General features: G+C 71.7%; 17 protein-coding genes. 13 read left to right on the top strand and 4 right to left on the bottom strand.

Annotation, left to right across the window (positions count from 1 at the left end):
• Positions 1-193 precede the first annotated feature (193 nt).
• The 5 genes from ACLBYG_RS02100 (at position 194) to ACLBYG_RS02080 (ending at position 4169) form a co-directional block, all read left to right on the top strand.
• The gene (locus ACLBYG_RS02100) at positions 194-868 is read left to right on the top strand and encodes a MarR family winged helix-turn-helix transcriptional regulator (protein ID WP_427507704.1); all 675 of its coding nucleotides are present in this window, start codon (positions 194-196) and stop codon (positions 866-868) included.
• 14 nt (positions 869-882) lie between these two features.
• On the top strand, positions 883-1602 hold the full coding sequence (locus ACLBYG_RS02095; protein ID WP_331298967.1) for a hypothetical protein: 720 nt from the start codon (positions 883-885) through the stop codon (positions 1600-1602).
• Positions 1603-1769: 167 nt separating this feature from the next.
• A complete protein-coding gene (locus ACLBYG_RS02090) occupies positions 1770-2771 on the top strand; it encodes a catalase (RefSeq protein WP_447680446.1) in 1002 nt (333 codons plus the stop codon).
• A 136-nt stretch (positions 2772-2907) separates the two neighbouring features.
• Positions 2908-3456 (top strand): peroxiredoxin family protein, encoded by a 549-nt coding sequence (locus ACLBYG_RS02085; protein WP_447680445.1) that lies wholly within the window; start codon positions 2908-2910, stop codon positions 3454-3456.
• On the top strand, positions 3453-4169 hold the full coding sequence (locus tag ACLBYG_RS02080) for an MOSC domain-containing protein (protein WP_447680444.1): 717 nt from the start codon (positions 3453-3455) through the stop codon (positions 4167-4169). Before ACLBYG_RS02085 ends, ACLBYG_RS02080 begins: the two co-directional genes overlap by 4 nt.
• 75 nt (positions 4170-4244) lie before the next feature.
• On the opposite strand, the gene ACLBYG_RS02075 is transcribed toward ACLBYG_RS02080, so the two are convergent.
• A complete protein-coding gene (locus tag ACLBYG_RS02075) occupies positions 4245-5837 on the bottom strand; it encodes an FAD-dependent monooxygenase (protein WP_447680443.1) in 1593 nt (530 codons plus the stop codon).
• A 388-nt stretch (positions 5838-6225) separates the two neighbouring features.
• On the opposite strand from ACLBYG_RS02075, the gene ACLBYG_RS02070 reads away from it, so the two are divergent.
• Entirely contained in the window at positions 6226-7848 is a 1623-nt protein-coding gene (locus ACLBYG_RS02070) for an adenylate/guanylate cyclase domain-containing protein (RefSeq protein WP_447680442.1), read from the top strand.
• A gap of 16 nt (positions 7849-7864) precedes the next feature.
• Here the strand turns inward: ACLBYG_RS02070 and ACLBYG_RS02065 are convergent, their stop codons facing one another.
• Positions 7865-9844 (bottom strand): peptidoglycan DD-metalloendopeptidase family protein, encoded by a 1980-nt coding sequence (locus ACLBYG_RS02065; protein ID WP_447680441.1) that lies wholly within the window; start codon positions 9842-9844, stop codon positions 7865-7867.
• Between the two features lie 291 nt (positions 9845-10135).
• Here ACLBYG_RS02065 and ACLBYG_RS02060 point away from each other — a divergent pair, with 291 nt between their 5' ends.
• Together ACLBYG_RS02060 and ACLBYG_RS02055 are read left to right on the top strand one after the other, a co-directional pair.
• Entirely contained in the window at positions 10136-10465 is a 330-nt protein-coding gene (locus tag ACLBYG_RS02060; protein WP_447680440.1) for a CsbD family protein, read from the top strand.
• 434 nt (positions 10466-10899) lie between these two features.
• Complete coding sequence (locus ACLBYG_RS02055) at positions 10900-11160, top strand: hypothetical protein (protein WP_447680439.1); 261 nt, start codon at positions 10900-10902, stop codon at positions 11158-11160.
• A 64-nt stretch (positions 11161-11224) separates the two neighbouring features.
• On the opposite strand, the gene bcsS is transcribed toward ACLBYG_RS02055, so the two are convergent.
• Together bcsS and ACLBYG_RS02045 are read right to left on the bottom strand one after the other, a co-directional pair.
• Complete coding sequence (gene bcsS / locus ACLBYG_RS02050; protein WP_447680438.1) at positions 11225-12040, bottom strand: cellulose biosynthesis protein BcsS; 816 nt, start codon at positions 12038-12040, stop codon at positions 11225-11227.
• Between the two features lie 159 nt (positions 12041-12199).
• Positions 12200-14623: a response regulator gene (locus ACLBYG_RS02045; RefSeq protein WP_447680437.1), complete on the bottom strand. Its 2424-nt coding sequence runs from the start codon at positions 14621-14623 to the stop codon at positions 12200-12202.
• 426 nt (positions 14624-15049) lie between these two features.
• Here ACLBYG_RS02045 and bcsA point away from each other — a divergent pair, with 426 nt between their 5' ends.
• The 5 genes from bcsA to bcsN are packed head-to-tail and all read left to right on the top strand — an operon-like array spanning position 15050 to position 24174.
• Positions 15050-17446 (top strand): UDP-forming cellulose synthase catalytic subunit, encoded by a 2397-nt coding sequence (gene bcsA, locus ACLBYG_RS02040; RefSeq protein WP_447680436.1) that lies wholly within the window; start codon positions 15050-15052, stop codon positions 17444-17446.
• Between the two features lie 5 nt (positions 17447-17451).
• Positions 17452-20043, top strand: a complete 2592-nt coding sequence (locus ACLBYG_RS02035; RefSeq protein WP_447680679.1) for a cellulose biosynthesis cyclic di-GMP-binding regulatory protein BcsB — start codon at positions 17452-17454, stop codon at positions 20041-20043.
• Positions 20040-21194 carry a glycosyl hydrolase family 8 gene (locus ACLBYG_RS02030; RefSeq protein ID WP_447680435.1) on the top strand — a complete coding sequence of 385 codons (1155 nt, stop codon included), beginning with the start codon at positions 20040-20042 and terminating at the stop codon, positions 21192-21194. The genes ACLBYG_RS02035 and ACLBYG_RS02030 overlap by 4 nt, the downstream gene beginning before the upstream one ends.
• Entirely contained in the window at positions 21179-23188 is a 2010-nt protein-coding gene (locus tag ACLBYG_RS02025) for a hypothetical protein (RefSeq protein ID WP_447680434.1), read from the top strand. Before ACLBYG_RS02030 ends, ACLBYG_RS02025 begins: the two co-directional genes overlap by 16 nt.
• On the top strand, positions 23185-24174 hold the full coding sequence (gene bcsN, locus ACLBYG_RS02020; protein WP_447680433.1) for a cellulose biosynthesis protein BcsN: 990 nt from the start codon (positions 23185-23187) through the stop codon (positions 24172-24174). The genes ACLBYG_RS02025 and bcsN overlap by 4 nt, the downstream gene beginning before the upstream one ends.
• Positions 24175-24193 lie beyond the last annotated feature (19 nt).

Here is a 24193-nt window from a genome sequence, read left to right as displayed (position 1 = left end):
CGCGCGCGTCGCTTCGTCCTGATGTCGGCGCCGATCCTGTGGCTCCGCGACCGACGATCGTGCCGGACGGAGCCGTCGCCGTCGGAGGTCGTCCTCCGGAAGCAGTGGCCCGTTCCAGAGCTGCGGTGCGCGTGCGGAGCGGCGGTTGCCACATCGCTTGACTCCAATACTTAGGACTCCTAATTATCGATCCATGGACCACGCGGCCGACCCAGATCCCGTCCTGATCCGCCTGCGCGAGGGCTTCGAGCGCGTCGCCCTCGTGCTGCGGGCCGATCTGTGGGCGGCCGCGGGCGACGCGGGCCTGAATCCGACACAGGCGCAGGTGCTGGCGCTGCTCGCGGGACGCCCGGCCGGCCTGAGGGCGAAGGAGATCGCCGCGCAGCTGGCCGTCTCGGCACCGAGCATGGCCGACACGCTCGCCGCGCTCGCCCGCAAGGCCCTGCTGACGCGCGCGCCCGATCCCACGGATGCCCGCGCGGTGATCGTGCGCCTGACCGACGAAGGCCGCGCGCTCGGGCGCGCCCTCGCCGCGGCCACGTCACAGGTGATGTCGGCTCTGGCGCGGCTGACGCCGCCTGAGCAGGCGGATCTCCTCCTGACCCAGATTAAGCTCATCCGGACCCTGCAGCAGGCGGGCGCCATCCCCGTGCAGCGGATGTGCGTCAGCTGCCGCCATTTCAGGCCGAACGCCCATCCGGCCGAGGCCCAGCCCCACCATTGTGCCTTCGTGAACGCCGCGATCGGGACCCGGGATCTCCGGCTCGATTGCGGCGAGCATGAAGCGGCCGATCCCGACGTCCAGGCTGCCACCTGGACGTCCTTCGCGAATGGATCGCCGCCCCTCCGAGCACCACGAGAGACCTGAAAGGACACATCGTCATGACGAGGATCAAGGCACGGGGCGTCGGCCTCGTGGCGGCGGCTCTGTGCGCGCTCTCCACCGGCGCCTCGGCCGGGCCCATCCGGGCGCAGCCGAGTCCCGCTGTCCTGGCGTCGTTCGACATCGTCGAGACGACGATCGCGACCAAGGGCGACACCGCCGTCTTCACCACCCGGGTCCGGGGCGAGGCGGGCAAGGACAAGCCGGATGCCACCGGCAAGTTCGAGGGCTCGAGCGTCTACGCCTACGTCTGGCCGACGACCCTCGACAGCGACGCGATCGGCTTCGACAAGGCTCAGGGTATCGTGGCGCTCGCCGTCACCTTCCACCCCGATTTCGACGACGCGGCCTACGGTGCCAGGAACCGCCATGTCTGGCACCCGCACTGGGTGGTGCTCGCCAAGGACGCGGCCTGCGGCGGCGGCCTGAAGGTCGTCGATATCCCGGACGGCGCGAAGCCGAAGGTTCCGCCGACCTGGCCGAAGGTCCCGCTCCTGATCGACAGCCCGGACTACCCGACCACCTTCCGGGGCGACACGGTTCAGGTTGAGATCCCGGTCTCGCTCATCACCGGCATCAAGGGTGCCTCGTTCGACGGGGTGACGTCCGGCCTCAAGGTCAACGGCAACCTGCACGCGCCGCTGCTCTGCGTCAGCGACGTCTTCAAGGTCGCCTCGGGCAACCTGTCGCTGCCGGGCAAGGTGACCCCTCAGAAGTAGGACGCGCGACAGGAAGCGGTTCGGCGACTGCCATCGCCGAACCGCCGGAAGATCCCCCTCCGAGCATCAGAGAAGGACGAGTCACCATGGCATATGCCCGCCTCGACGATCCACCCCCGGCCGCGGCCGGGCCCTCGCCGCGCGTAGACGTGATCGATCGCCGACCCGTGAGGGCGCCGACCACGCCGAGGATCGCGGCGCTGGCACGCCTCGGCGGGATCCTTCTCGCGCTCCTCGCGCCGCCGACAGGGGCGATCGCCGCCGATGCCCAGGACCTGGTGGAGGCTCTGCGCACAGTCGCCGGCAGTCGGCCCGGCGTGCGCCCGACCTTCGCCAAAGGGCAGTGCGTCCGCGGCACCTACACCCCTGCGGCCGAAGTGGGACAGGTGACGCGGTCGATCAGTTTCACGCGGCCGTGCCCACTCGTCGGGCGGTTCTCGGTCGGCGGCGGCAACCCGTCGGTGCCGGACGCGACCAGGACCGTTCTGCGCGGCTTCTCGATCAAGCTCCTGTCGGACGGTGGCGAGACCCATCTGCTGTTCGAGAACGCGCCGGTCCACTTCGCGCGGACCGTCGACCAGATGCTCGCGTTCCTGCAGGTCCGCGTTCCCGGCCCCGACGGCAAGCCGAATCCGGAGGCCATCGCGGCCTTCGCGAAGGCCAATCCGGAGACGACGCGCCAGGCGGCCTTCGTCGCCGGCAAGCCTGTCCCGGGCAGCTATGCCGGCCTCGTCTATTGGGGCGTGCACACGTTCACGGGGCTCAACGCGGACGGCCGTGCCGTGCCCTTCAAGTTCAAGATCGTGCCCCGAGCCGGCGAGATCACCCTCAGCGACGAGGAGGCGAAGGGCAAGCCTGCACACTTTCTGGCCGACGCGCTGCGGGAAGAGCTGTCGAAGGGCCCGGCGGTGTTCGACGTCGTGGCCCTGCTCGCCGGGCCCAACGACGATCTCGGCAGCGACATCACCCAGCGGTGGCCCAACGAGGACGACCGGAAGGCGGTCACCCTCGGCACGATCGCGGTGACCGGCATCGAGCCGAACGAGACCTGCGACCAGGGCACCTTCGACCCGGGACAGCTGGCGGACGGCATCGACGCGCCGAAGGACGAGATCTTCGCGGCGCGCCGCACCGCCTACGGGATCTCGTTCGGCCTGCGCTCCCAGTGAGCCTCCGCGGCCCGGCGGCTGCCACCGCCCGGCCGCCACACCCGCTGGCCGCGCCTCGACAGGGCGCCGCGCGGCCAGCGGCCGATGCGACCAGACGGACGCCCGTCATCGACGACTGGAGCTCCGGAGAAGCGGCATGACCATCCTGGCCTCCGAACTCGTGACCGGTCGCTGGTTCAACACGCCCGCGCCGCTCTCCCTCGCCGCGCTGCGCGGCACGGTCGTCGTGCTGCACGCGTTCCAGATGCTGTGCCCCGGCTGCGTGGCGCACGGCACGCCGCAGGCCGAGAAGCTGCACCGGATGTTTGCCGGCAACGGCGCGGTCGCGGTGATCGGCCTGCACGCGGTGTTCGAGCATCATGCCGCCATGACCGAAGTCGCCCTCGAAGCCTTCATCCACGAGTACCGTCTGACCCTGCCGATCGCCGTCGACCTCCTCGAGGACGACGGTCCGATCCCGCAGACGATGCGGCGCTACGGTATGCGCGGAACGCCGACCACGATCGTCATCGACCGCGACGGACGCGTCCGGGAACACGCCTTCGGGCAGGTCGACGACCTCGCGCTCGGGATCGTCGTGGGCTCGCTGATCGCGGCACCGGGCACGGGATCGATGCGCGGGAAGTTGGCACCGGACGGGTGCGACGAAGCCGGCTGCCGGCTCACGGAGGAAACGCGGCCATGACGGCGCCTATTCTCCCACCCGTCCTCCCGCTCGTCCTCGCCGGCCCGGTCGCGCCGCTGGGACCGGACGGTCCGCCGAGCGGCATCGTCAAGAACCCCGTTCCCGCGCCGTGGCGGATCACGGCGACCGGTCTCGTGGGCGATGCCCAGGCCGATCTCCGGTACCACGGCGGCCCGGAGAAGGCGCTCCACCAGTATCCGCAGGACCATTACGCCGCCTGGGCCACCGAGATCGGCGATCATCCGGTGCTCTCCGCACCGGGCGCCTTCGGTGAGAATCTCGCGACGACGGGCTGGACGGAGCGCGACGTCTGCGTCGGCGACGTCGCCCGCTTCGGCTCGGCGCTGCTACAGGTCAGCCAGGGGCGCCAGCCCTGCTTCAAGCTCGACCGACGCTTCGGACGATCCGGGATGGCGCTCGCCGTGCAGAGAACGGGGCGGACGGGCTGGTACTGGCGGGTCCTCAAGGACGGCGTCGCCGAGCCGGGCGACAGGATCGAGCTCCGCGCCCGTCCGCGGCCGGACTGGTCGCTCGCGCGCCTGATCCACCTCCTCTACGTCGACACGCACAACCGGTCCGAGCTGCAGGCCGCGAGCGCGCTCCCGGAACTGGCGGAGAGCTGGCGCCTGCTCCTGCGCCGACGCTTGCGGACCGGCGCGGTCGAGGACTGGTCGAAGCGCGTCACCGGACGGGATGGCGGGCCGGGCGCCTGAACGCGAGCGCGTCGATGCGGATGGGCCTCGGACGAGGGGCCGGGCTGCCGGTCGGACACCGGCCACGGCACGCGCTCATTGCGGGAAGGCCGACGGGAACAGGCGCCGGAGATGTGCGTGCAGGCCGGGCTCGCGCCACGTCCGGCCGCGCCAGGCGAGGTGCCCGTCCGGCCGGATCAGGCAGGCCATGGTTCCCGCGCCGTAAGCCTTACCGAAGGACCCTGTCGGATCCGCGAGCGTCGTCACGCCCGGGATGGGCACCTCGCTGCCGATGACGACGACCCGGACGCGGGGTCGGTGCTGGCGGGCCCAGATCGGCAGATCGGGGCCGGCCACACCGTCCGACATCCCGGCTGCATGGATGAGGAGGACGTGCTCGGTGCCTCTGAGTTCGTCGAAGAGCCGCGTCGGGAAGCCGAGTCCGTCGCGGACCAGCCCGTTGACGTCGGGCGCCCGGTCGCCGGCCCTCGTGCCGGCCTCCGTCGGCTCCGTCGCGTCGTCGGCGATCCAGGCCGTGTTCCGGTAGCTGACGAGGACCTGCGTGTCGGCGAGGCGGTCCGGCGCGCCGCCGCGCTCCCGACCGTATCCCTCGCTCGCCGTCCGGGTCCGCGCGATCACGTCCGCGCCCACCGGGCGCCGCTCCCCCTCGTAGCTGTCGAGGAGAGCCTCGGGGCTGGCGCCCCGAAGAACCAGGGCGAGCTTCCAGGCCAGATTGTAGGCGTCCTGGATCCCGGTGTTCATCCCCTGCCCGCCGGTCGGCGGGTGGATGTGGGCGGCATCGCCCGCCAGGAAGCAGCGGCCGCGCCGATAGGCGGCGGCGAGGCGCATGCTGATGCGGTACACCGACGACCAGCGCAGGTCCGACAGGCGCGAGCCGTCCGGCAGGAGATCGTCGGCCACGGCCTGCAGGTCGGCCAGCGACGGGCCTTGAAGCTCGGCCTGGATCCCGTGGTCCGACCCGCCCGCCGGCACCAGATGCTGCGGCGCGAGCATCGAGACGCGGTAGCGGCCCGGCTCGGGGAGCGGGATGGCGATGAACATGTCGGGCGGGGCGTCCTCGTTCAGTCGCAGCGCCCGGACCGCGAGTCCGTAGGGTACATCCCAGGCGATGAGCACGTCACCGAGCATGAACGGCCAGGGATAGGCCTCGCCCTCGAACGCGATGCCGAGCTGGCGCCGGACCGTGCTGTGGGCACCGTCGCAGCCGACGACGTAGCGGAAGTGCGCCTCCGCGACCGCACCGTCCGCCTCCTGCAGGTGCGCGCAAATTCCGGCGGCGTCCTGCTCCAGGGTCGTCAGGCGCAGGCCGCGCTCGACCCGGGCTCCGAAGCGCTCCAACTGACGGTTCAGGACGCGCTCGGTCTCGAATTGGGGCAGACCGAGCGACGCGTAGGGCAGATCGAGCGGTGGACTGACCGCGTCGATTGGCGGCTGGCCGTGCAGGATCGTGCGCAGACCCGTGAGCCAGAGACCCGCGTCGATCATCTCGCGGGCGAGGCCCATGTCCTCCCAGACTTCCAGCGTGCGCGGGGTAACCCCGATCGCGCGGCAATAGGGCGACGGCCGCGCCGCAGCGTCGACGACCCGGCAGCGCGCCCCGTGCCGGGCGAGTTCGCAGGCGAGCGTCAGACCGACCGGACCGGCTCCCACGATCAGTACATCCGCCATCGCACCCTCCCCGGACCGATCCCGAATCGTCCCAGCGCCCGCACCTATCTGAAATGGCTTGGCCGGAATCACGCCGTCGACGCGCGGACTATAGATTTCGTTCGAAGGATCCGCCGCAGGCACGGCTCGGGATGCGCCGCTCCCGACCGACGCCGATGCGCCGATCCCGCGACAGCGGCTCAGCGCGCGTCCCGGAGAACCGACGGCGGAGGGCGCGCCACGACCTCCCCAAGTCGATTGATTTCGTCGACGGTGTTTCGCGCAGACATTGCATTGATGCCGCGATTTGGGGTGCGACCGAAAAGTCAATGCTTCTCGGGAAAGACATCATTGTATATGGAGCTGACCAGTATGGGGGCCGTGTCCTGGCGCCCCGAGGTCGCGAGAGATGTCGACTTTCGACGAGTCGGTCGCGCGCCAGCAGCGGTTCATGGGACCACTCCTGGTGGCGGCGATCCTGTTCGGCCTGGCCGGGCTGCCGGTCGCGGTCTGGCTCGACCTGCGCGGCCTGTCCGAGCGCATGCTCGCCACGCAGGCGATCGAGACCGGCCGGATCATCGACCAGATGCGCAGCTTCTACGCCAGCGACGTTGTCCAGGCGGTCAACGCCGCGACCGGCCGGGTCGAGACGCGCCACGATTACAAGGGGGTGCCGAACGCGATCCCGATTCCCGCGACTCTCTCCCTGGAACTCGGCGAGCGGATCAGCGGCGGCGACGGCGCGGTGAAGTACCGCTTTGTCTCCGATCTCCCGTTCAAGGACCGCAAGCCGCACGATCTCGACAGCTTCGAGACCCAGGCCCTGGCGGACCTCCGGGCGCACCCCAAGACCGGCTTCGTCAGCGAAACGACGGGGTCCATCTTCGACCGGCAGGTGCGCATCGCGGCGCCGATCCGCATGGAATCCGCCTGCGTGCGCTGCCACAACGCCCATCCCCTGAGCCCGAAGACCGACTGGAAGGTCGGCGACGTCCGAGGCATCCAGGAGATCGTCCTGCACCAGCCGATCGCCGCCAACGTCTTCGCCTTCAAGTATCTGCTCGGCTACTTCATCCTGGCGGCGCTCGCCGGCACCACTTTCCTGCTGCTGCAGGCGCGCCAGTCCCGCCTCATCGACCGGATGAACAGGGAGCTGACCGAGTCGAACGGGTTCCTGGCGGCGGTCTCGGTGCAGATCGCCAAGTACATCTCGCCCCAGGTCTACAAGAGCATCTTCAGCGGCGAGCGGGACGTGTCGGTGGCGACCGAGCGCAAGAAGCTGACGATCTTCTTCTCCGACATCAAGGACTTCACCGCGACCACCGAGCGCCTGCAGCCCGAGGAGCTGACCGCGCTGCTGAACGAGTACCTGACCGAGATGACCGCCATCGCGGTCAAGCACGGCGGCACGGTGGACAAGTATATCGGCGACGCGATGCTGGTCTTCTTCGGCGACCCGGAGAGCCGGGGCGTCCGCGAAGACGCGCAGGCCTGCGTCCGAATGGCGATCGAGATGCAGAAGCGCCTGGGCCAGCTCAACGCCCGCTGGCGGCGATCCGGCATCGAGCGCCCGTTCCAGGCCCGCATCGGCATCAACACGGGCTACTGCAACGTCGGCAATTTCGGCAGCGACGAGCGGATGGACTACACGATCATCGGCGCGGAAGCGAACCTCGCCGCCCGCCTGCAGGCGGCCGCTGTCCCGGGCGGCATCACCCTGAGCTACGAGACCTACGCGCTGGTGAGCGACATCGTCCAGGCGAGCCCGCAGGAGCCGATCCGCATGAAGGGCATCAGCCGCGAGATCGTCCCCTACGCCATCGAGGGCGACCTCACCGCCGAGGCCCCGGAGACGATCTTCTCCGAACACGCCCGGGGGATCGACTTCTACGTCGACGTCGACGCCCTGGAGATGGAGGGCGCGGCGCGTCTCCGGAAGCGCCTGCTCGACACGCTCGCCGCCGTCGACCGCCGGATGACCGGGGCGGGCACCCCCTCGGATGACGGCACGCGGCCCTCCGCGGCCGGCTGAGGTCCGGGCGACCGCGTCAGAGCGGCAGGGCGGACATCGCCAGGGCGCCGTGGTGGCGGAGCGCGTTCGTGGCCGCCACCTGCCGCTCGAAAGCCGTCATCAGCCTGGGCGAAACGCCCTGGCTGTCGGGCAGGCGGATCGTCATCGGGTCGAGGAAGCGCCCGTTGACGCTCACCTCGTAGTGGACGTGGGGGCCCGTCGAGAGGCCGGTCGAGCCCATGTAGGCGATGACCTGCCCCTGATGGACGGTCGCGCCGACCTGAACGCCGTGCGCGAGCCGCTGCAGGTGATTGTAGGCCGTCACGTAGCCGTTGGCGTGGTGGATCTCGACGCGATTGCCGTAGCCGCCGCGCGGGCCCGCATACGCCACGGTCCCGTCGCCCGTCGCCATGATCGGCGTGCCGGCCTTGTTGGCCCAATCGACGCCGTTGTGGAAGCGGGCGTAGTGGAGGATCGGATGGACGCGCGTACCGAACGGGGAGGTGATCCGCCCGTCGGCGATCGGCATGCGCATCAGGAACTTGCGGAGCGAGTTGCCTGTCTCGCTGAAGTAGCTCGCCGTCCCGGCCTCGGGCACCTCGAAGCGGTAGGCGCGGTGCTTCACCCCGCCGAGCGTCAGGGCGACGTAGCGCACCTCCGGCGGGCCGCCCGCCTTCTCGCTCGGGCTGAACAGCACCTCCAGCCGGTCGGACGGGGCGATCCGGCGCTGCATGTCCAGGCCGAACGCGAAGATGCCGACGATGCGCTCGGCCAGGATGTCGGGCAGGCCGTTACGCAGGACCGCCTCGTAGATGCTCCTGTAAAGGCTGGCGCCCGAGCCCTCTCCGTCGCCGTCGTCACCGGAACGCGACGCCGCGACCTGGGCCGACGGCGGCGCCACCGTGACGAAGCCGCCGGAATCCCGTTCCGCGACGATCTCCTCGACGCCGCCCGCGCCGTAGAGCGTCACCCGGGCGATCCGGCGCGCGGCCTCGCCGGCGCGCGACCGGACGAGGAGCAGGTCAACGTGCTGCCCCTCGGCCAGCCCGGTGCAGGCATGCTCGCTGAAGGCGGCCAGGATGGCGGTCACGCGCGCCGGCTCGGCTCCGTTCGCCGCCAGCGCGTCGGCCAGAGTCTCGCCGCGCTTGAGCACGACGTCGCGCGTCTCAGTCAGGCTCAGGCCGGAGGCGGGCTGGGTCTCGGCGAGGTCGGTGATGTTCTCCGGGACGACCCGCACCTCGATCGCGTGGAACGGGTCGCGGCCCGTATCGGCGCCGGCGGCGGTCGCGGCGGCGTCGGCCGGCGCGGCGACCAGGATCTGCGAGAGCAGCCGCTGCGGCGCGAGCGGCACGGCGATCCGCGGCCCCGTCTCGCGCGCCTCATCCGACTGCCTCTCCACGAGGGCCGTGACGTCCTCGTCGCTCAGGCCGGGCGCGTCGTCGGGAACCGGCGTGCCCGCGAGCGCGGAGCGCGTGATCGTGACCGTGGTCCCGGACGGATCGTCCACCGGCTCGTCTGCGACAGGGGCGACCTCTCCGTCCGCGGCGAGCTGGCGCGTCGGATCGAAGGGTGGGATCTGCCCGTCGACCGCGTCGCCGGAGGACAGGCTCGTGACCAGTCGCACGAAGGGCTGGGTCCGGATAATCTCGCGCGCGCCGACCTGGTGGGTCACCGGCGCTGAGAACTCCTCCCGGTCCGAGGCGACGAGTTGGCGCCGCACGAGGCGGTCGCCGCGCTGTCCGACCACCCCTTGCCCCTCCGCGACCTGGGCGGGCCCCTGGCGGAATGTCGGCTTGGCCGGTGCGAGATCGGTGTCGACGGACATGCGGAGCGCCGCCCCCATGAGGGCCGCGCCGCAGGTGGCGATCAGGCAGCTGGCGCAGAGCCAGCGCAGGTTCAGCCGTCGCCGGTCGAGCGGCGTCGTCACTTCGTGGGTCGGGGCCGCGACCGGGGTGCGCGACAGGGACCTGTGCAGAATGGGCAGCCCGCCGCGCGGTGCTCGTCCGCCCTCGTTCATCCGGTCCCCTCACGCTCAAGCTCGCCGCTTCGGCGGTGAGTGCGGCCTGAATGAGGCTGCGACTTGCGCCTGGCGCGACGCTCGTCCGCTCAAGGAGCGCACGTGTCGAACGCGGTACCGGCGGGCAGGACGGGGCATTCGTCGACCGCCCACGATCGTTTCGACCGGACTCCGCCACGGAGCCGGGGAACGCCCGGCGCAGATCGCTGTTGCCCCAGTCGCCACAGAGGGATCGGGGTCCGACCGCCGCGACTTCGGCACCTTGCCGCGACACATTCGGAGAACATGGTCATGGTCGACACGGACAGGGTCACGGGCGCCGCGCGCGCGTTCGGCGGGAAGGTGCAGGGCGCGGTCGGCGACGCCGTCGGCTCGGACCGTCAAGCGCTCGAGGGGCGTCTCCGAGAGGCGCAGGGGACCGCCGAGAATCTCTACGGCCAAGCCAAGGACGCCGTGCGGCACGCGGCCGACGAGGTCTCGGACCACGCCGCCGAGGCCTACGACCGGAGCCGCCACGTCGCCTGGGAAGGTCATCAGAAATCCGTCGAGTGGCCGCACGCCTCCCTGATCGTGGCCGGTCTCGTCGGCTTCGGGCTCGGTTTCCTCGTCAGCCGTCTCTGACACGGATCGCCGCGTGCCGCCGTCGGCCTCACGTCGACGGGATCGCGGGGCCGCGAGCGCCGTGCGCGATTAAGTCGGCACGGAGGCCAGGGCCGAGCCCGTGCCGCGAGAGGCGCGGGCCCCCTCTCCCGCGCGGGAGGGGGATGGCACCGGTTCTCGACCGGGAACCGCCGTCCTAATCGAACCATCGCACATCGGTCGAAAGCGACCCGAGCGGGTTCAGGCACATGCGCACGCAGCCGCCACGCCCGTCGGAAGCCCATCGGCGCTGCCTGGCCGATCCTGGCGGCACAGAGGGTGTCGGCGACCTGCGAGGGTCCACGCCCGAGCCCGGGAATGAGCCTCCATTATCCACGCCGTTAGTAACTTGTGTTCCGTTATGGAACAGAGTCCTTGGCTCTATTCTCGCTCTAGACACCGCTGAGAGGTGTCTAATGCATCAGTTCATCGGCCTATTTGCCATCTTCGTCACGCTGGCCGGCGTGCTCCACACCTGGGGTGCGCCGCACTGGGCGATCGCCGGCCTCTGCCTGATCGGTCTCCTCGGCGCGTCGGCCACGCTCGTCGGCATCCAACCCAAGGTGGCCCCGTCGCCGGTGTCCCAGGCGCAGTCGCTCAACGATGCGATGCAGCCCGTCTTCGAAGGCGTCTGGGACCCGCTGCGGCCCGGCCGGCTGCTGACGACGTCCCGGTAGCGTCTCCGGTCCGCGCGGCCTCCGCCGCGGGCCGCGGGTCCCGTCAGACAGCCCGCGCCGTACCCTAGAAGGTCGAGCGCGCCTCGATGCTGGAATAGTACCCGGAGCCCTGTACCCGATCCCGGACGTAGCCGGCGGCCACCGACATCTGGACGGGTCCGAAGCGGACGCCGGTCAGGTGGGCGCCGATCCGATACTGGCGGAAGAAGTCGTCGCCGAGGAACAGCGCCTCGGGTCCGATATAGACGCCGTCGGCGAGCATGTAGCCGACGCGCAGGCGCGAGTAGTAGGCGTTGAACTTCGTTGAGTACGAGCCGTAGGCAGAGACCATGGTCCGGTCGGTCGGCGTCGCGTAGAAATTGCCAGCGACCTTCAGCCCGACGCCCGTACCGACGACCGGGTTGCCCGGATCGGGAATCGACAGCTGGTTGCTGCGGACGTTGAAGCCGATGAACCCTGCGAGGGCCGCGTCCTTCCAGACCCACTCGTAACCCGCCTGCAGGGCGCCTTCCTGCTGGTAGCCGGTGACCCGCGTCGCGACGGACCGGCCGGGATACGAGTAGGTGCCACCGATGGCGTCCACGCGGACCCGCAGGCCGTCCCGGGTGGGTGAGCCGTTCGGTGCGGCGGTCACCGTCACGGAGCCGAAGGCCGAGCTGTTCGATGTGACGCTGGTGGATCCGTCGACCGCGACGGCCCAGCTGTCGTCGACCGCCTGCTGCGAGGCGCCCGTGTACCAGTCGGCGCCGGCGCTGCGCGCCGGGAGGTCGGCGGCGGCGGCCTGCGTGACGGAGGCCGCCGCGCAGGCGCACGAGAGGGCCAGAACGGTCGTGTACGGAGTGCGAGGACGTCGGGCAGCTGATTCCGCAGTCCCGCCCATATTCAAAGGCTCCGTTAAGGTACGATTTACGCTTTAACCAACACTCGTCGACAATAGTTAACATCCACTTTTGGAAGGACTGAGTTTCGAGCAAGGCGTCCGCGCCGAGAGCGAGCGCGAGAACCGCCCGGTCGATGCGTCGGGCGGGACGCGCGGCGATCAGGCCGCGCGCGCGCGGACCGCGGCGTCGAGGACGACCTGCAGGTCCTCGTTGCGGAAAGGCTTGTCGATCCGCAGGAAGGCGTCGGCGGAGCGCGGCAGCTGGCCGTGTGGGCTGGCGAGGATGACCCGGATCTGCGGGTAGCGCTCGACCACGGTGGCGGCGAGCTGGAGGCCCGCCATCACCGGCATCGATTGATCGACGATCATCGCGTCGAAGGCGGCGTCGCGGGCGAGGATCTCGAGGGCGTGCGCCCCGGAGGCGGCCTGGACCACCGCGTGGCCGAGATCGGCGAGCACCTCTGCGACGCTGGCCCGCACGAGGCCGTCGCTCTCCACGAGCAGGATCTTCAGCCCCGCCGCGCGGATCGGAGGGAGCGTGGCGACGGCCGGGGGCGCGGCGGGCAGCCAGAACTCGGCCAGGAACGGCTCGGCGCCGGTCCCGTCGCGGATCAGGCGCCAGTGGCCGCCGGTCTCGGTCACGAGCGCCGCGGCCGCCGCGAGGGTCGGGCCTGCTGCCGTCGGCAGCGGCGCGGCCTCGAGTCGGCGTCCGCTGCTGACGAGCACGCGCACGTAGGCCGCAACTTCCGCCGCGGCGCCCATGTCCTCGGGGGTGCCCTCGACGGCCGCGATGGCGAAGCCGGCGAGGCCGGCGTCGCGGATATGGAAGGCCAGGTTGAGGAGCAGCAGCTCCAGCACGCGCTCGCTGCACAGGACGGGCGGCAACCCGGCGGGGATCCGGTTGAGGACCGGCATCTCGCCGAGGGCGTTCGCGGCCAGGAACGGCAGGTAGCCCTCGAAGGTGGTGGCGAGGTCGGTCTCGGCGAGGGTGATGCCGGTCTCATCGCCGCGCACGAGGTGCAGCATCCGGCGGGTGAGCGCCGCGCCCCGGCGCGCGCCGGCCGTCGCCCGCCCGACCAGCCGTTCCTGGTCGTCCCCGAGGGTGTGGCGCCGCGCCAGCAGCGTGAGATTCGTCAGGACGACGGTCAGGACGTCGTTGAACTCGTGGACGATGCCGTCGGTCACCCGCCGCAGGACGAGGTTGCGACGCGGCTCGACGGGCTGCGGCAGGGTCGCCCCCTCGCCGCCCGGCAGCTTCCGCATCAGGGCGAAGAGCCGCCGGTCGCCCCTGGCGTCGGCGAGGCACAGCAGCCTCACCTGGACCTGCTGCTCCGGCCAGTCGCGGAGGTGCAGGGTCACGTCGTGCGGGCCGTCGGCCGCGAGGGCGGCGTCGCGCGCCCGGTCGAGCACGGGCCGGTCCTCGGCGACGAAGCAGGCGGCGAACGGGGCGGCGACGGGGGCCCCGTCTTCGCCGGCCGCGCTCCGCGAATCCAAGAGGGTCCGGCCGGTGTCCGGATCGATCTCGCAGCAGGCCCAGCCGGAGACCGCCTCGAAGGTGGTCAGCCGCGCCTTGAGGCGCGCGACCTCGGAACCGGCGCCGGCCATCTGCAACCCGGCGCTGCGGCGATGACCCGCGAAGACGTCCGAGAGCGCCGCGAACTCGCCGATCCACGTGCGGGGCGCTTCGGTCTCGCCGGCGGTCTCGCCCTGGCCCGTCAGGAGGCGGCGCAGCGGTCGCGTCAGCCGCTCTCCCGCGACGAAGCCGAGCGCCGCCGCGCAGAGGATCAGGGCGAGCCCGACGCCGAGCATCCGCCAGTCCGGCGACGCGGCGAGCGCCGCGCCGGAGGGCACGGACTGCGCCGTCACCAGCCATCCCGGCGAACCGATCTCGGCCGCGACACGCATCGGCGTCGTGGCCGAGACGGCCGTCGTCCGGAATGGGCTCGTGGCCCCCGACAGGACCCGGCTGTCCGGGGTGGCGACGAGGAAGCCGAGGGTCTCGGGCAGCGCCGCGGCGCGCCGCACCTCCTCCTCGACCTTGGTGAGATAGCTCGGGTCGGCGTCGAGGCGCAGCAGGCCGTCCTGACCGCGCTCGCCCAGCGCGACGGCGGTCCCGAACGGCGAGTCGGCCTCCGCCCCGTCGCTGACCACGATGACCCCGGCCGCGCGGCCGCGCAGGAACCACGTCTGCCGCGCGACGCTGCTGCCGACGCGGCGCTCGTCCCGGGCCGCCAGCACGGTACCGTCGGGCGCGACGAGGACGGCGTCCCGGTAGACCGGGTTGAGGTCGAGCCACCCGCGCAGGCGCGCGGCGCGCTGGTCGGCGGAGAGCAGGCCCTCGTCGTCGCGGAGCATCAGGGCGGCGTTGCGCGCGTCGACGACGGTCTGCCGCAGCCGCGCCGCGAGGGCGGCGACGTAGGCGCGCGAGGCCGAACCGACCATCTCCTGCGGAGACGCCGCGGGTCCGGGCCGCGCGGCCGGGACGACGATCAGGACGGCGGCCGCGAACCCCGCCGCCGCGGCGATCGCCACCTGCAGAGCGTTGAGCAATCCGAGGGAGATCTGCAGCGGCTTCGCGGTCATCCGTACGCCCGGGGGTCGGTCCCGAGCGAGGCGCGATTTTCGTTAAGGGTCGATTAAGGCCCGCGGCGCAACCCGGCCGTGCCCCCCGACGCGGGCGCGTTCCGCCGGGCGGGTCGTTCCGATTATCCATGGCGCTCTACGTCGCCTGCGCCGCGCCGAAGCCGTTTATAGCGAAGCTTTAGAACGGAATATTAATGTATTCGGCGCAACGGCGCGTCCCGGTCTCGTTCTCGCAGCCCGATCGACTTCGCCACGCCGGGCATCATCTGGGTTGCCCACATTCCTAAGTTAACCGTAATTTCCGGCCAAGTGGAGTGGGCTGGATATTACGAATGGGTTTGTTCATTGACCATCGTCGCTGTACAAACCCGGCGGTAGAGCCGTTGCACCTCGATCCGAGGGATTTTTGGCCCGGGAGGCTGTAGCGTGAGGCAGGCGTTGCGTTGGCTGGCCTGGGTTGGGGCGACAGTCGCCAGCCTCGCCCTGCTCAGCCAGCCGGTCGGGACGCAGGCCCAGCTCGCCATGAGCCTCGCCGCCATGGCGGTGATGATCGTGCTGTGGGCCGTGCTCGACGGGCCGCGCACGCGGTTCGTCTTCATGGCGCTCGGCAGCCTCGTGGTGCTGCGCTACATCCTATGGCGGCTCACCAACACGCTGCCCTCGCCGGGCGACCCGGTCAGCTTCGGCTTCGGCCTGATCCTGCTGGTGGCCGAGCTCTACTGCGTCTTCATTCTGTTCGTCAGCCTGATCATCAACGCGGACCCGCTGCGGCGCGACCCGCCGCCGGCTGCCCCGGCCGCCGACCTGCCCACGGTCGACGTGTTCGTCCCGAGCTACAACGAGGACGCCGCGATCCTTGCCATGACCCTGGCGGCGGCGCGACAGCTGAACTTCCCGCCCGAGAAGCTCACGGTGTGGTTGCTCGACGACGGCGGCACCGACCAGAAGTGCAGCGATGCCGACCCGGCCAAGGCCGCGGCGGCGCGCGCCCGTCGGGGCGAGCTGCAAGCGCTCTGCGACGAGCTCGGCGCCCGCTACCTCACCCGCGCCCGGAACGAGCACGCGAAGGCGGGCAACCTTAACAACGGTCTCGCCCATGCCCGGGGGGACCTCGTGGCGGTGCTGGACGCCGACCACGTCCCGTTCCGCTCGTTCCTGACCGAGACCGTCGGCTATTTCGCGCAGGATCCGCGCCTGTTCCTCGTGCAGACGCCGCACGCGTTCCTCAACCCCGACCCGGTCGAGCGCAATCTGCGGACCTTCGAGCGCATGCCCTCGGAGAACGAGATGTTCTACGCGGTCACGCAGCGCGGCCTCGACAAGTGGAACGGCTCCTTCTTCTGCGGCTCGGCGGCCCTTCTGCGTCGCACCGCCCTCGACGAGGCCGGCGGCTTCTCGGGCATCACCATCACGGAGGATTGCGAGACCGCCTTCGAGCTGCACTCGCGCAACTGGAACAGCGCCTACGTCGACAAGCCGCTGATCGCCGGCCTGCAGCCCGACACACTGGCGGACTTCATCGGCCAGCGCTCCCGCTGGTGCCAGGGGATGTTCCAGATCCTGCTGCTGAAGAACCCGGCCTTCCAGAAGGGCCTCAAGCCCATTCAGAAGATCGCCTACCTCTCCAGCATGACCTTCTGGTTCTTCCCGATCCCGCGGCTGATCTTCATGTTCGCGCCGCTGCTGCACATCTTCTTCGACCTGAAGATCTTCGTGGCCAGCGTGGACGAGTCGATCGCCTATACGCTGACCTACATCATCATCAACTTGATGATCCAGAACTACATCTACGGCAAATTCCGCTGGCCGTTCGTGTCGGAGCTCTACGAGTACATCCAGGGCGTCTACCTGGCCAAGGCGATCGTCTCGGTCATCGCGTCGCCCCGCAAGCCGACCTTCAACGTCACCAACAAGGGGGCGACCCTCGACCACGACCACATCTCGTCGCTCGCCCTTCCGTTCTTCCTGATCTACCTGCTCCTGATGCTCGGCTGCGCCGTCGCGGCGTGGCGCTACCTGTACGAGCCCGGCGTGACCAACCTCATGCTGGTGGTCGGGCTGTGGAACTTCTTCAACCTGCTCACCGCGGGCGCGTCCCTCGGGGTCTGCGCCGAGCGGCGCCAGCTGGAGCGCACGCCCTCCCTGGCGATCGATCGCCGCGGCGTCCTCACGGTCGCCGGACACAGCGTCGACGTCTCGATCGAGCGCGTCTCCGCCGAAGCCTGCACCCTGCGCCTCCTCGGCGGCGCCCTCGATCCGGGGCTCACGCGCCCGCCGCTGCGGGGGACGCTCAGCGTCGAGCCGACGGCCGGCGCGCGCCGGACCGCATCGCTTCCGGTCCACCTGGACCAGGCGACGCGCGACGGACAGGAGCTCGTCATGCGGGTGAACTTCGGCACGCTGGCCATCCGCGACTACCCCGCGCTCGCGGGACTCATGTACGGGGACGCCGAGGCGATGCGGCGCTTTCAGCTGCGGCGGCGGCGGCACAAGGACATTCCGACCGGCACGCTGCAATTCGCGTGGTGGGGCTTGGTCGAGCCGTTCCGCGCGCTCCGCTATCTTCTCGCGAGCCGACGCCCCAGGCCCGTCGAGATCGAGGAGGCGCCGATCTACGACGCACCGCACGACGCCGCGGCGCCGGTGCCGGCTCCGGTGCCGTCCGTCCCGGCACCGGCGGCCCCCGTTGCGGCGCCGTCGCTGCCCGCGACCGCTAAACCCACCGACATCGAGAGCGGGGACGACTGGGTCCGCTTGATGATGGATTACGAGAACGAGCGCACCCTGGCCGAGCTTCGCGGCCGGCGCACGAGCGCGGCGTGACGGCGATGGGTGCTCGGCTCTGCCTCCCCGTGCTGGGACTGCTGCTCGGTCTCGCGAGCGTTCCTGCCCTGGCCCAGAGCTTCCTGGGCTCGGGGCCGGCGGAACGGCTGACGGTCCCGCCGAGCGGCAACGCCCTGCGCGCGCCGTCCGAGGACGGGTCGGGCCCCGCGCGCCGGCCGGACGCGTCGGCGACGGAGACGAAGCCGACCGCGCGCCCGTCCGAGCCGCCCCGGACCGCCGCGCCTCAGACGGTGCCGCGCGCGGCGATCCAGGCGACCATCGCGCCGGCGCGCCGGCTTCCGTCCGGCCCGCGCGGCTTCCGCCTGACCGGGGAAGAGGATTCCCTGCGCTACCCCGTCTACCTCACCGAGGCGCAGACGCGGGGACCGGCACGGCTGCGCCTCTCCTACCTGTCGGCGATCTCGGTGGCGCCGGAGAGTTCCGAACTCGCTGCCTTCGTCAACGGGACGAAGGTCGGCTGGACCCGCATCCAGGCGCCCGGTGCCGTGAAGGTGGTGGAGTTCGCCATCGGCGACGGCGTGCTGAAGCCCGGCTACAACGCCGTCACCTTCACCGCCAGCCAGCGCCACCGCGTCGACTGCTCGGTCGGCGCGACCTACGAATTGTGGACGCAGATCGATCCGTCGCGATCCGGCCTCGTGGTCCCGACGGCGACCGACATGGACGTCCGATCCCTCGCCGCGGCGGAGCCGGATGAGAGCGGCGCCCTGCCGATCCAGGTCATCCTGAACGAGCGTCCGAACCTGGCCCGCCTGGAGCGGATGATGGAGGCGGTGCAGGCCCTCGCCCTCGTGGGGCGGGTCGCCCGTCCGACCGTGACCTTCGGCCCTCCACTGCAGGGCCGAAACGGCATCAACCTCGTCGTCGGTACAGCCTCCGAGATCACCGGCGTCGAGGGCGTTCCCGAACTCGGCCCGATCAGCGGGCCCCGCCTCGCCATCCTGCCGACGCGGCCGAACACACCGCCGACCCTGGTCGTCACCGGGGCCCGCGATGAGGACGTCCGTCAGGCCATCACCAACCTCGCCGTCCCACCCGACAACGGGACGCCGAGCGGGCTCAAGGCGGTCCAGCTGTTCCGCGGCTACATGGTGCACGGCGGCGAGAACCTGACGCTCGACCGCCTCGGCGTGACGTCCCGCGAGTTCTCGGGGCGCCTGCTCCATGTCGGCTTCGCCCTCCGCTTTCCCGGGGATTTCGTCCCGGCCGATTACGGCAAGGTGATGCTCCACCTGGCCGGGGCCTACGTGGCCGGGCTCTCCTCGGAGGCCCGCATCGTCATCGACATCAACGGGCGCAACGCGGCCAGCGTCCCGCTGCCCGACGGGCGCGGCGAGGTGTTCGACGACAGCGCGATCCCCCTGCCCTTCAGCCTCTGGCGCCCGGGGGTGAACCACGTCGAGATCTCGGCGCAGTTGCCGAACGCCGCCGACCAAGTCTGTGACACCCTCAGCCCGGCGGCCAAGCAGGCGCGCTTCCTGTTCCTCGACCGATCGCGGATCGAGATCCCGCATTTCGCCCGGGCGGCGCGCAGCCCCGACCTCGCGGCGATCAAGGGGGGCGCCGTACCGTTCGTCGTCCCGGGGCAGCGCGCGCGCCTCGTGCTGCCGACGCCCGACCGCGACAGCGCCGACGCGGCCGCGACCCTCGCCGCCCGACTGGCGATGGCGGCCGAGCGCGTCATCGATTTCGAGGTCGTGACCCAGCAGCAGGTCGTGTCCGACACGAGCCAGCTCGTGGTCGCGCCCGCCCGCGCCCTCGACCCGGCGCTCCTGGAATCGGTCGGTTTCGATCCGCAGCAGGTCCAGCGGGTCTGGGAAGGCCGCGCCGACATGGTGGCCACCCCGGGTCAGTTCGGTCCCGAGGGCGTGCTTACCCTCGATCGCCTGCGCCGCAACCTGCCGATGCGCTGCGCCCTGCCGACGCTGATCCCGCAGGTGCGCCCGGCGCAGCCCGCCCCGGCCCAGCAGGCGCCGCAATCCCAGGGCCCGACGAGCGCCGGGCCCTCCCCGACCACGGCCCCGGCCCCCTCGCCGGGCTCCGCGTCGGACCGTGAACTCATCGACCGCTGGGAGGCGTCGACACGCGGCTCGCGCCAGATCTGGGCGGCCCTGGACAGCGTCTGGAACGAGATCACCGGCACGGTGCGCTCCCTGCGCCAGACGATCACGGCGCAGGTGAAGCCGGACGAGACGGTCGAGGTTCCGGCGACGGCCTCGCTGCTCATCGCCGAGGGACCCCCGGTCCAGGCGAGCAACACCGTGATCGTGACCGCGCCGAACGCGTCGCTGCTGAAGGCGTCCGTCTCCTGCCTCGTCGACCCGGTGGTCTGGGCGAGGCTCGGCGGCAGCGCCGCCTTCCTCGACGCGTCGAACGGCACGCTGGTGACGTCCCGGCCCGAGCGGATCGAGATCGTCGAGACGCAGCCGCGATCTCTGCCGAACCTGCGCCTCGTGTCCGCGGCTTGGCTGTCGATCAACACGGAATACTACGTGGGCATGACCCTCGCGATGGCTCTCTGCCTCGGCCTGGCCACCACGAGTCTCGTGCGCAACGTCGGCAGGAAGAATCCATGAGCCGCCGCGCCCGCACCCCCCTCGCCGCAGCTTTCCTCGCCGCGGCGATCCTGCCCGCGGCGGCCGCCTCGCCCCAGGACGAGCCCGCCGTGCCTCCGAGTACCGCGCAGCCGGGCACGCAGCCCGCGCAGGCGCCCCGGACCGCGACCCAGGGGCTCGCCGGCAAGCTCGGCAACGACGCCGCGTGGCGGGCCTACCGCGCGCGGTTCATCACCGACCAGGGGCGCGTGGTCGACACCGCGAACGGTCAGATCAGCCACAGCGAGGGCCAGGGCTACGGCATGCTGCTCGCCGTGGCGGCCGGTGATCGGGTCAGCTTCGAGCGGATCTGGGGCTGGACCCGGGCCAACCTGATGGTCCGCGGCGACGAGTTGCTGGCGTGGCGCTGGTCACCCGACAAGCGTCCGGCGGTGAGCGACATGAACAACGCCACCGACGGCGACATCCTGATCGCCTGGGCGCTCACCGAGGCGGCCGAGGCCTGGAACGAGCCGAGCTACCGGACCGCCGCGCGCCGGATCGCCATCGAGTTCGGGCGCAAGACCATCCTGTTCCGGGACGCGCACGGGGCGCTGCTGCTCCCCGCGGTCTCGGGCTTCTCGGCCCGGGAGCGCCCGGACGGTCCGCTGATCAACCTCTCCTACTGGATCTTCCCCGCGTTCCCGCGCCTCGCCCTCGTCGCGCCGGAATACGACTGGGCGGCCCTGACGCGCAGCGGCCTCGCCCTGCTGCGGCAGTCGCGCTTCGGTCCGAGCAACCTGCCCACCGAGTGGATCTCCGCCAAGGAGGCGCCGCGTCCCGCGAACGGCTTCCCGCCGCTGTTCTCCTACAACGCCATCCGGATCCCGCTCTACCTCGTCTGGGCGGGGCTGGTGCGGCCCGACGACCTCGCGCCGTTCCAGGCCCTGTGGTCGGGCGCCGATCGGGAACGGCTGCCGATCGTCGACACCGGCGACGGGCGGAAGGTCGAGTGGCTCACCGAGGCCGGCTACATGGGGCTCCCGGCCCTGGTGGCCTGCGCCCTCGACGGGACGCCCTTCCCCGAGGATGCGCGCGGCGACATCGGCAACCAGAACTACTACCCGGCCACTCTGAGCCTCCTCGCCCTGACCGCGGCCCGCATGCGTTACCCGTCATGCCTGAAGTCCTGACCGGTCGTCCGCCGGCACGCCTCCGACCGGCCGCGCCCTGCCTCCTGATGCTGGCGCTGTCCACCGCGCCGGCCGCCGCGCAGGTCGACGCGCGACCCGGTCCCGCGCCGCAGTCTCCCGCCGCGCCGACACGGTCCGAGCCCCGCATCGTCTACGGCGACGGCCCGCGCGCCCCGGCGATCCTGGCCGACCCGGCCACGTCCCGCACGACCGACATGGTCGACGAGAGCGCGCTGCGCTACTACGCGGCCCAGAAGCAGACGGCTCGGATGAAGGCCGAGATCGCCCGCCTGAAGCGGCTCTATCCCGGCTGGAACGAGCCGCCGGACCTCAACGCACTGCAGCCGAGCCCGCCCGAAGAGGCGCCCCTGTGGGACCTCTTCACCGCGGGGCGGTTCGACGACCTCCGCGCGGCGATCGTCGCGCGCAGGTCGATCGACCCCGCGTGGCAGCCCTCCGAGGAGCTCGCGCGCAAGCTCCGCCGGGCCGAGTTCCGGTCCCGGATCACGGCGCTCACCGGCAAGGACGCCGACGCGATCATCGACCTCTACCGCGCCGATTCCGGCGCCCTCGATCCGCTCGACGTCCAGAGCATCTGGATGGTCGCCGACGCCCTGGGCGATACCGGCTCGGGCGACGAGGCCTTCGAGCTCTACAAGTCGATCCTCGACGGCAACGCCGATTCCGGCGTGCGCCTCGCCACCATCCAGAAGGCGATGGCGCATCTGCGCATGGCGCAGGCGGAGCGCCTGATCGAGATGGGGCATCGGGGCGCGAACGGGGCCTCGGAATTCGACGCGATCCGCCTCGACATCACCCGTGCCCGGATCGCGGCCTTCCTGCACGAGGAGAGCGCCGAGACCCCGACCCCCGCCGATCTCGCGGCCTTCCAGGCCGTCGCCCGCAAGAGCGGCGATCCCACCCAGACGAGCCTCCTCGGCTGGTACGCCTACAAGCGCCGCCAGTTCCGGGAGGCGCTCGAATGGTTCAAGCAGGCGATCGCCCGGGGCGGCGACGCGATGGTCGCCCACGGACTCGCCCTGACCCTGCGCCAGCTCGACATGGCGCGCGAGGCCGAGGAGGTCGCCTACGCGTGGCGCGACAAGTTCGTGGGCAACGAGTTGCTCTACATCGACATCCTGGAGCAGAAGCTGACGCTGCCCCGCCCGCTCGCGATCGAGCCCGCGCGCATCGCCCGCTACGCCCAGGTCGTGACGGCCTCCACCTCGGGCGAAGGCGCCCAGGGGCTGGCGTGGTACGCCTACAATTCCTGCCAGTTCGACACGGCGCTGGAGTGGTTCCAGCGGGCCGTCGCCTGGATGCCGAGCGAGGGGACCGTTTTCGGCTACGCCCTCACCCTGCAGCGCCTGAAGCGGCAGCGTCCGTACCTCGAGGTCGTGAACCGCTACGACGGCCTCTTCGCGAAGGTGGTCGACCTGCTGTTCCGCGAGAATGCCGGCGGGTCGCCGCTGCCCTGCGACCCCGTGCCCGCCGCCGCCGGGCCCGCACCCGGGCGGCACGCCGCGCCCGCGGCGCGGGTCGAGACGCCGCCGATCAACCGGGTGCCGCGGCCGGACCTGCCGCCGGCCGGCGCGGACGCCAAGCCCCTCGCCGTGCAGCGCAACGAGTTCCCCCTGGCGGTCTCCATGGAGAACGCGCTCCGCTACCCGCCGCCGGGGCTCGTGCGGGTCCTGGCCGAGCCCGTTCCCGCGGGGACCTACGCCCGCGAGCCCGCGACCCCGGCGCCGCCCCTGGTGGCCCGGCGCGTGCCCGGCGCGGGTCCGATGCCGTACGAGCGGTTCGGCTACGCCCTGCTCCCGGACTATCGCGGCGTCGACAAGCCCGAATTCCTGTCGCCGCCCGCCGCCGGCACCCTGTGGCAGGACCAGCAGGCCGAGCGCGGGCGACCCGAGAATTCCGAGGCGAAGCGGTTCCAGCTGCCCGCGCGCTCGGCCTACGACACCTCCGCCACGACCGAGCGGACCACCCCGTGAGGCGCGCGGCGATCCGTACGGCCCGGCTCTGCGCCCTGGTGTGTCTCCTGCTGCCCGCCGTCGCGCGGGCGCAGACGGCTCCGGTCCTGACCCTGCCCGGCGCCGGGACGCTGACCGCGGTGATCGAGACGCGCGAGCGCGATGGGTTCGACCAGCGGCTGCGCTATGCCGGCGGCGACGGTCGCAACCACGCCGAGATCGCCCTGCGCCGGGAGACCGCCGACCTACTCCTCGCCTTCCCGCCGCGGCTGGCCAAGCCCAGCGAATTTGGGATCGCGGGGGAGATCGCCGTCCGGTTTCCCGGGCAGGCGATGACGGTGCGGCCGCCGCTGCGGAACGCCTACGGCCCGGTGGGCATCGCGCTCGGCGCCGACTGCCTCTACGCGTGGCAGTGGATCGAGGGCGGACGCGGCGCCGCGTCCGCCGGCGGGCAGCCGCCCGCTCTGTTCCAGGCGGAGCCGCTCGCGCGCCGCGCGATCTCCCTGCGGATCCGGCTGTGCCGCACCGCCGAGGCCAGCCTCGGCGACCTCGTGCGGGCGGTGGAGGGCCTCAGGATCGCCCTGCCCGGCACCCGCCCCCAGCCGGTTGTCGCGCGCGTCCCGCCGCGACGGGTCGCGCCGCGGGCCGCCGTCCGCCGCCCGAGCCGGCCGGCCGCGGCCGAGGCACGCCGAGACGAGGTTCCGCCGGCGCGGACGCCGGCCGCGTCACCGCCGCAGGTGCCCGTGGCGTCGCCCGTCGCGCCACCCGCGGCGCCGCCCGTCGCGCCGCCGGCACCGTCCCCGAGCGCCGGGGCGCCGGATCAGAAGCGCTACATCGTGTCGCCGACCCCCCAGACCCCCGCACCGGTGCTGCCGGAGCCGGGCGGCCAGCGCTACATCACCGAGGGGAGCGGCAGCGGGATCGCACCGAAGCCGGCGCCGGGGCAGGCCCCCGGTGAGACCTTCTTCCGCGACCTGCCGCCGGAGGCCTATCGGCCGCCGAACTGAGTTCAGGTCCGGGCGCCCG

The sequence above is a fragment of the Methylobacterium sp. D53M genome, assembly GCF_053345625.1.
This window is presented reverse-complemented; position numbering and strand designations above follow the sequence as displayed.

Bases quoted from the DNA above. Each gene is read 5' to 3' on its own strand.
- ACLBYG_RS02100 (WP_427507704.1), top strand. From the start codon at position 194: ATGGACCACGCGGCCGACCCAGATCCCGTCCTGATCCGCCTGCGCGAG.
- ACLBYG_RS02095 (WP_331298967.1), top strand. From the start codon at position 883: ATGACGAGGATCAAGGCACGGGGCGTCGGCCTCGTGGCGGCGGCTCTG.
- ACLBYG_RS02085 (WP_447680445.1), top strand. From the start codon at position 2,908: ATGACCATCCTGGCCTCCGAACTCGTGACCGGTCGCTGGTTCAACACG.
- ACLBYG_RS02080 (WP_447680444.1), top strand. From the start codon at position 3,453: ATGACGGCGCCTATTCTCCCACCCGTCCTCCCGCTCGTCCTCGCCGGC.
- ACLBYG_RS02075 (WP_447680443.1), bottom strand. From the start codon at position 5,837: ATGGCGGATGTACTGATCGTGGGAGCCGGTCCGGTCGGTCTGACGCTC.
- ACLBYG_RS02070 (WP_447680442.1), top strand. From the start codon at position 6,226: ATGTCGACTTTCGACGAGTCGGTCGCGCGCCAGCAGCGGTTCATGGGA.
- ACLBYG_RS02065 (WP_447680441.1), bottom strand. From the start codon at position 9,844: ATGAACGAGGGCGGACGAGCACCGCGCGGCGGGCTGCCCATTCTGCAC.
- ACLBYG_RS02060 (WP_447680440.1), top strand. From the start codon at position 10,136: ATGGTCGACACGGACAGGGTCACGGGCGCCGCGCGCGCGTTCGGCGGG.
- ACLBYG_RS02055 (WP_447680439.1), top strand. From the start codon at position 10,900: ATGCATCAGTTCATCGGCCTATTTGCCATCTTCGTCACGCTGGCCGGC.
- bcsS (WP_447680438.1), bottom strand. From the start codon at position 12,040: ATGGGCGGGACTGCGGAATCAGCTGCCCGACGTCCTCGCACTCCGTAC.
- ACLBYG_RS02045 (WP_447680437.1), bottom strand. From the start codon at position 14,623: ATGACCGCGAAGCCGCTGCAGATCTCCCTCGGATTGCTCAACGCTCTG.
- ACLBYG_RS02035 (WP_447680679.1), top strand. From the start codon at position 17,452: ATGGGTGCTCGGCTCTGCCTCCCCGTGCTGGGACTGCTGCTCGGTCTC.
- ACLBYG_RS02030 (WP_447680435.1), top strand. From the start codon at position 20,040: ATGAGCCGCCGCGCCCGCACCCCCCTCGCCGCAGCTTTCCTCGCCGCG.
- ACLBYG_RS02025 (WP_447680434.1), top strand. From the start codon at position 21,179: ATGCCTGAAGTCCTGACCGGTCGTCCGCCGGCACGCCTCCGACCGGCC.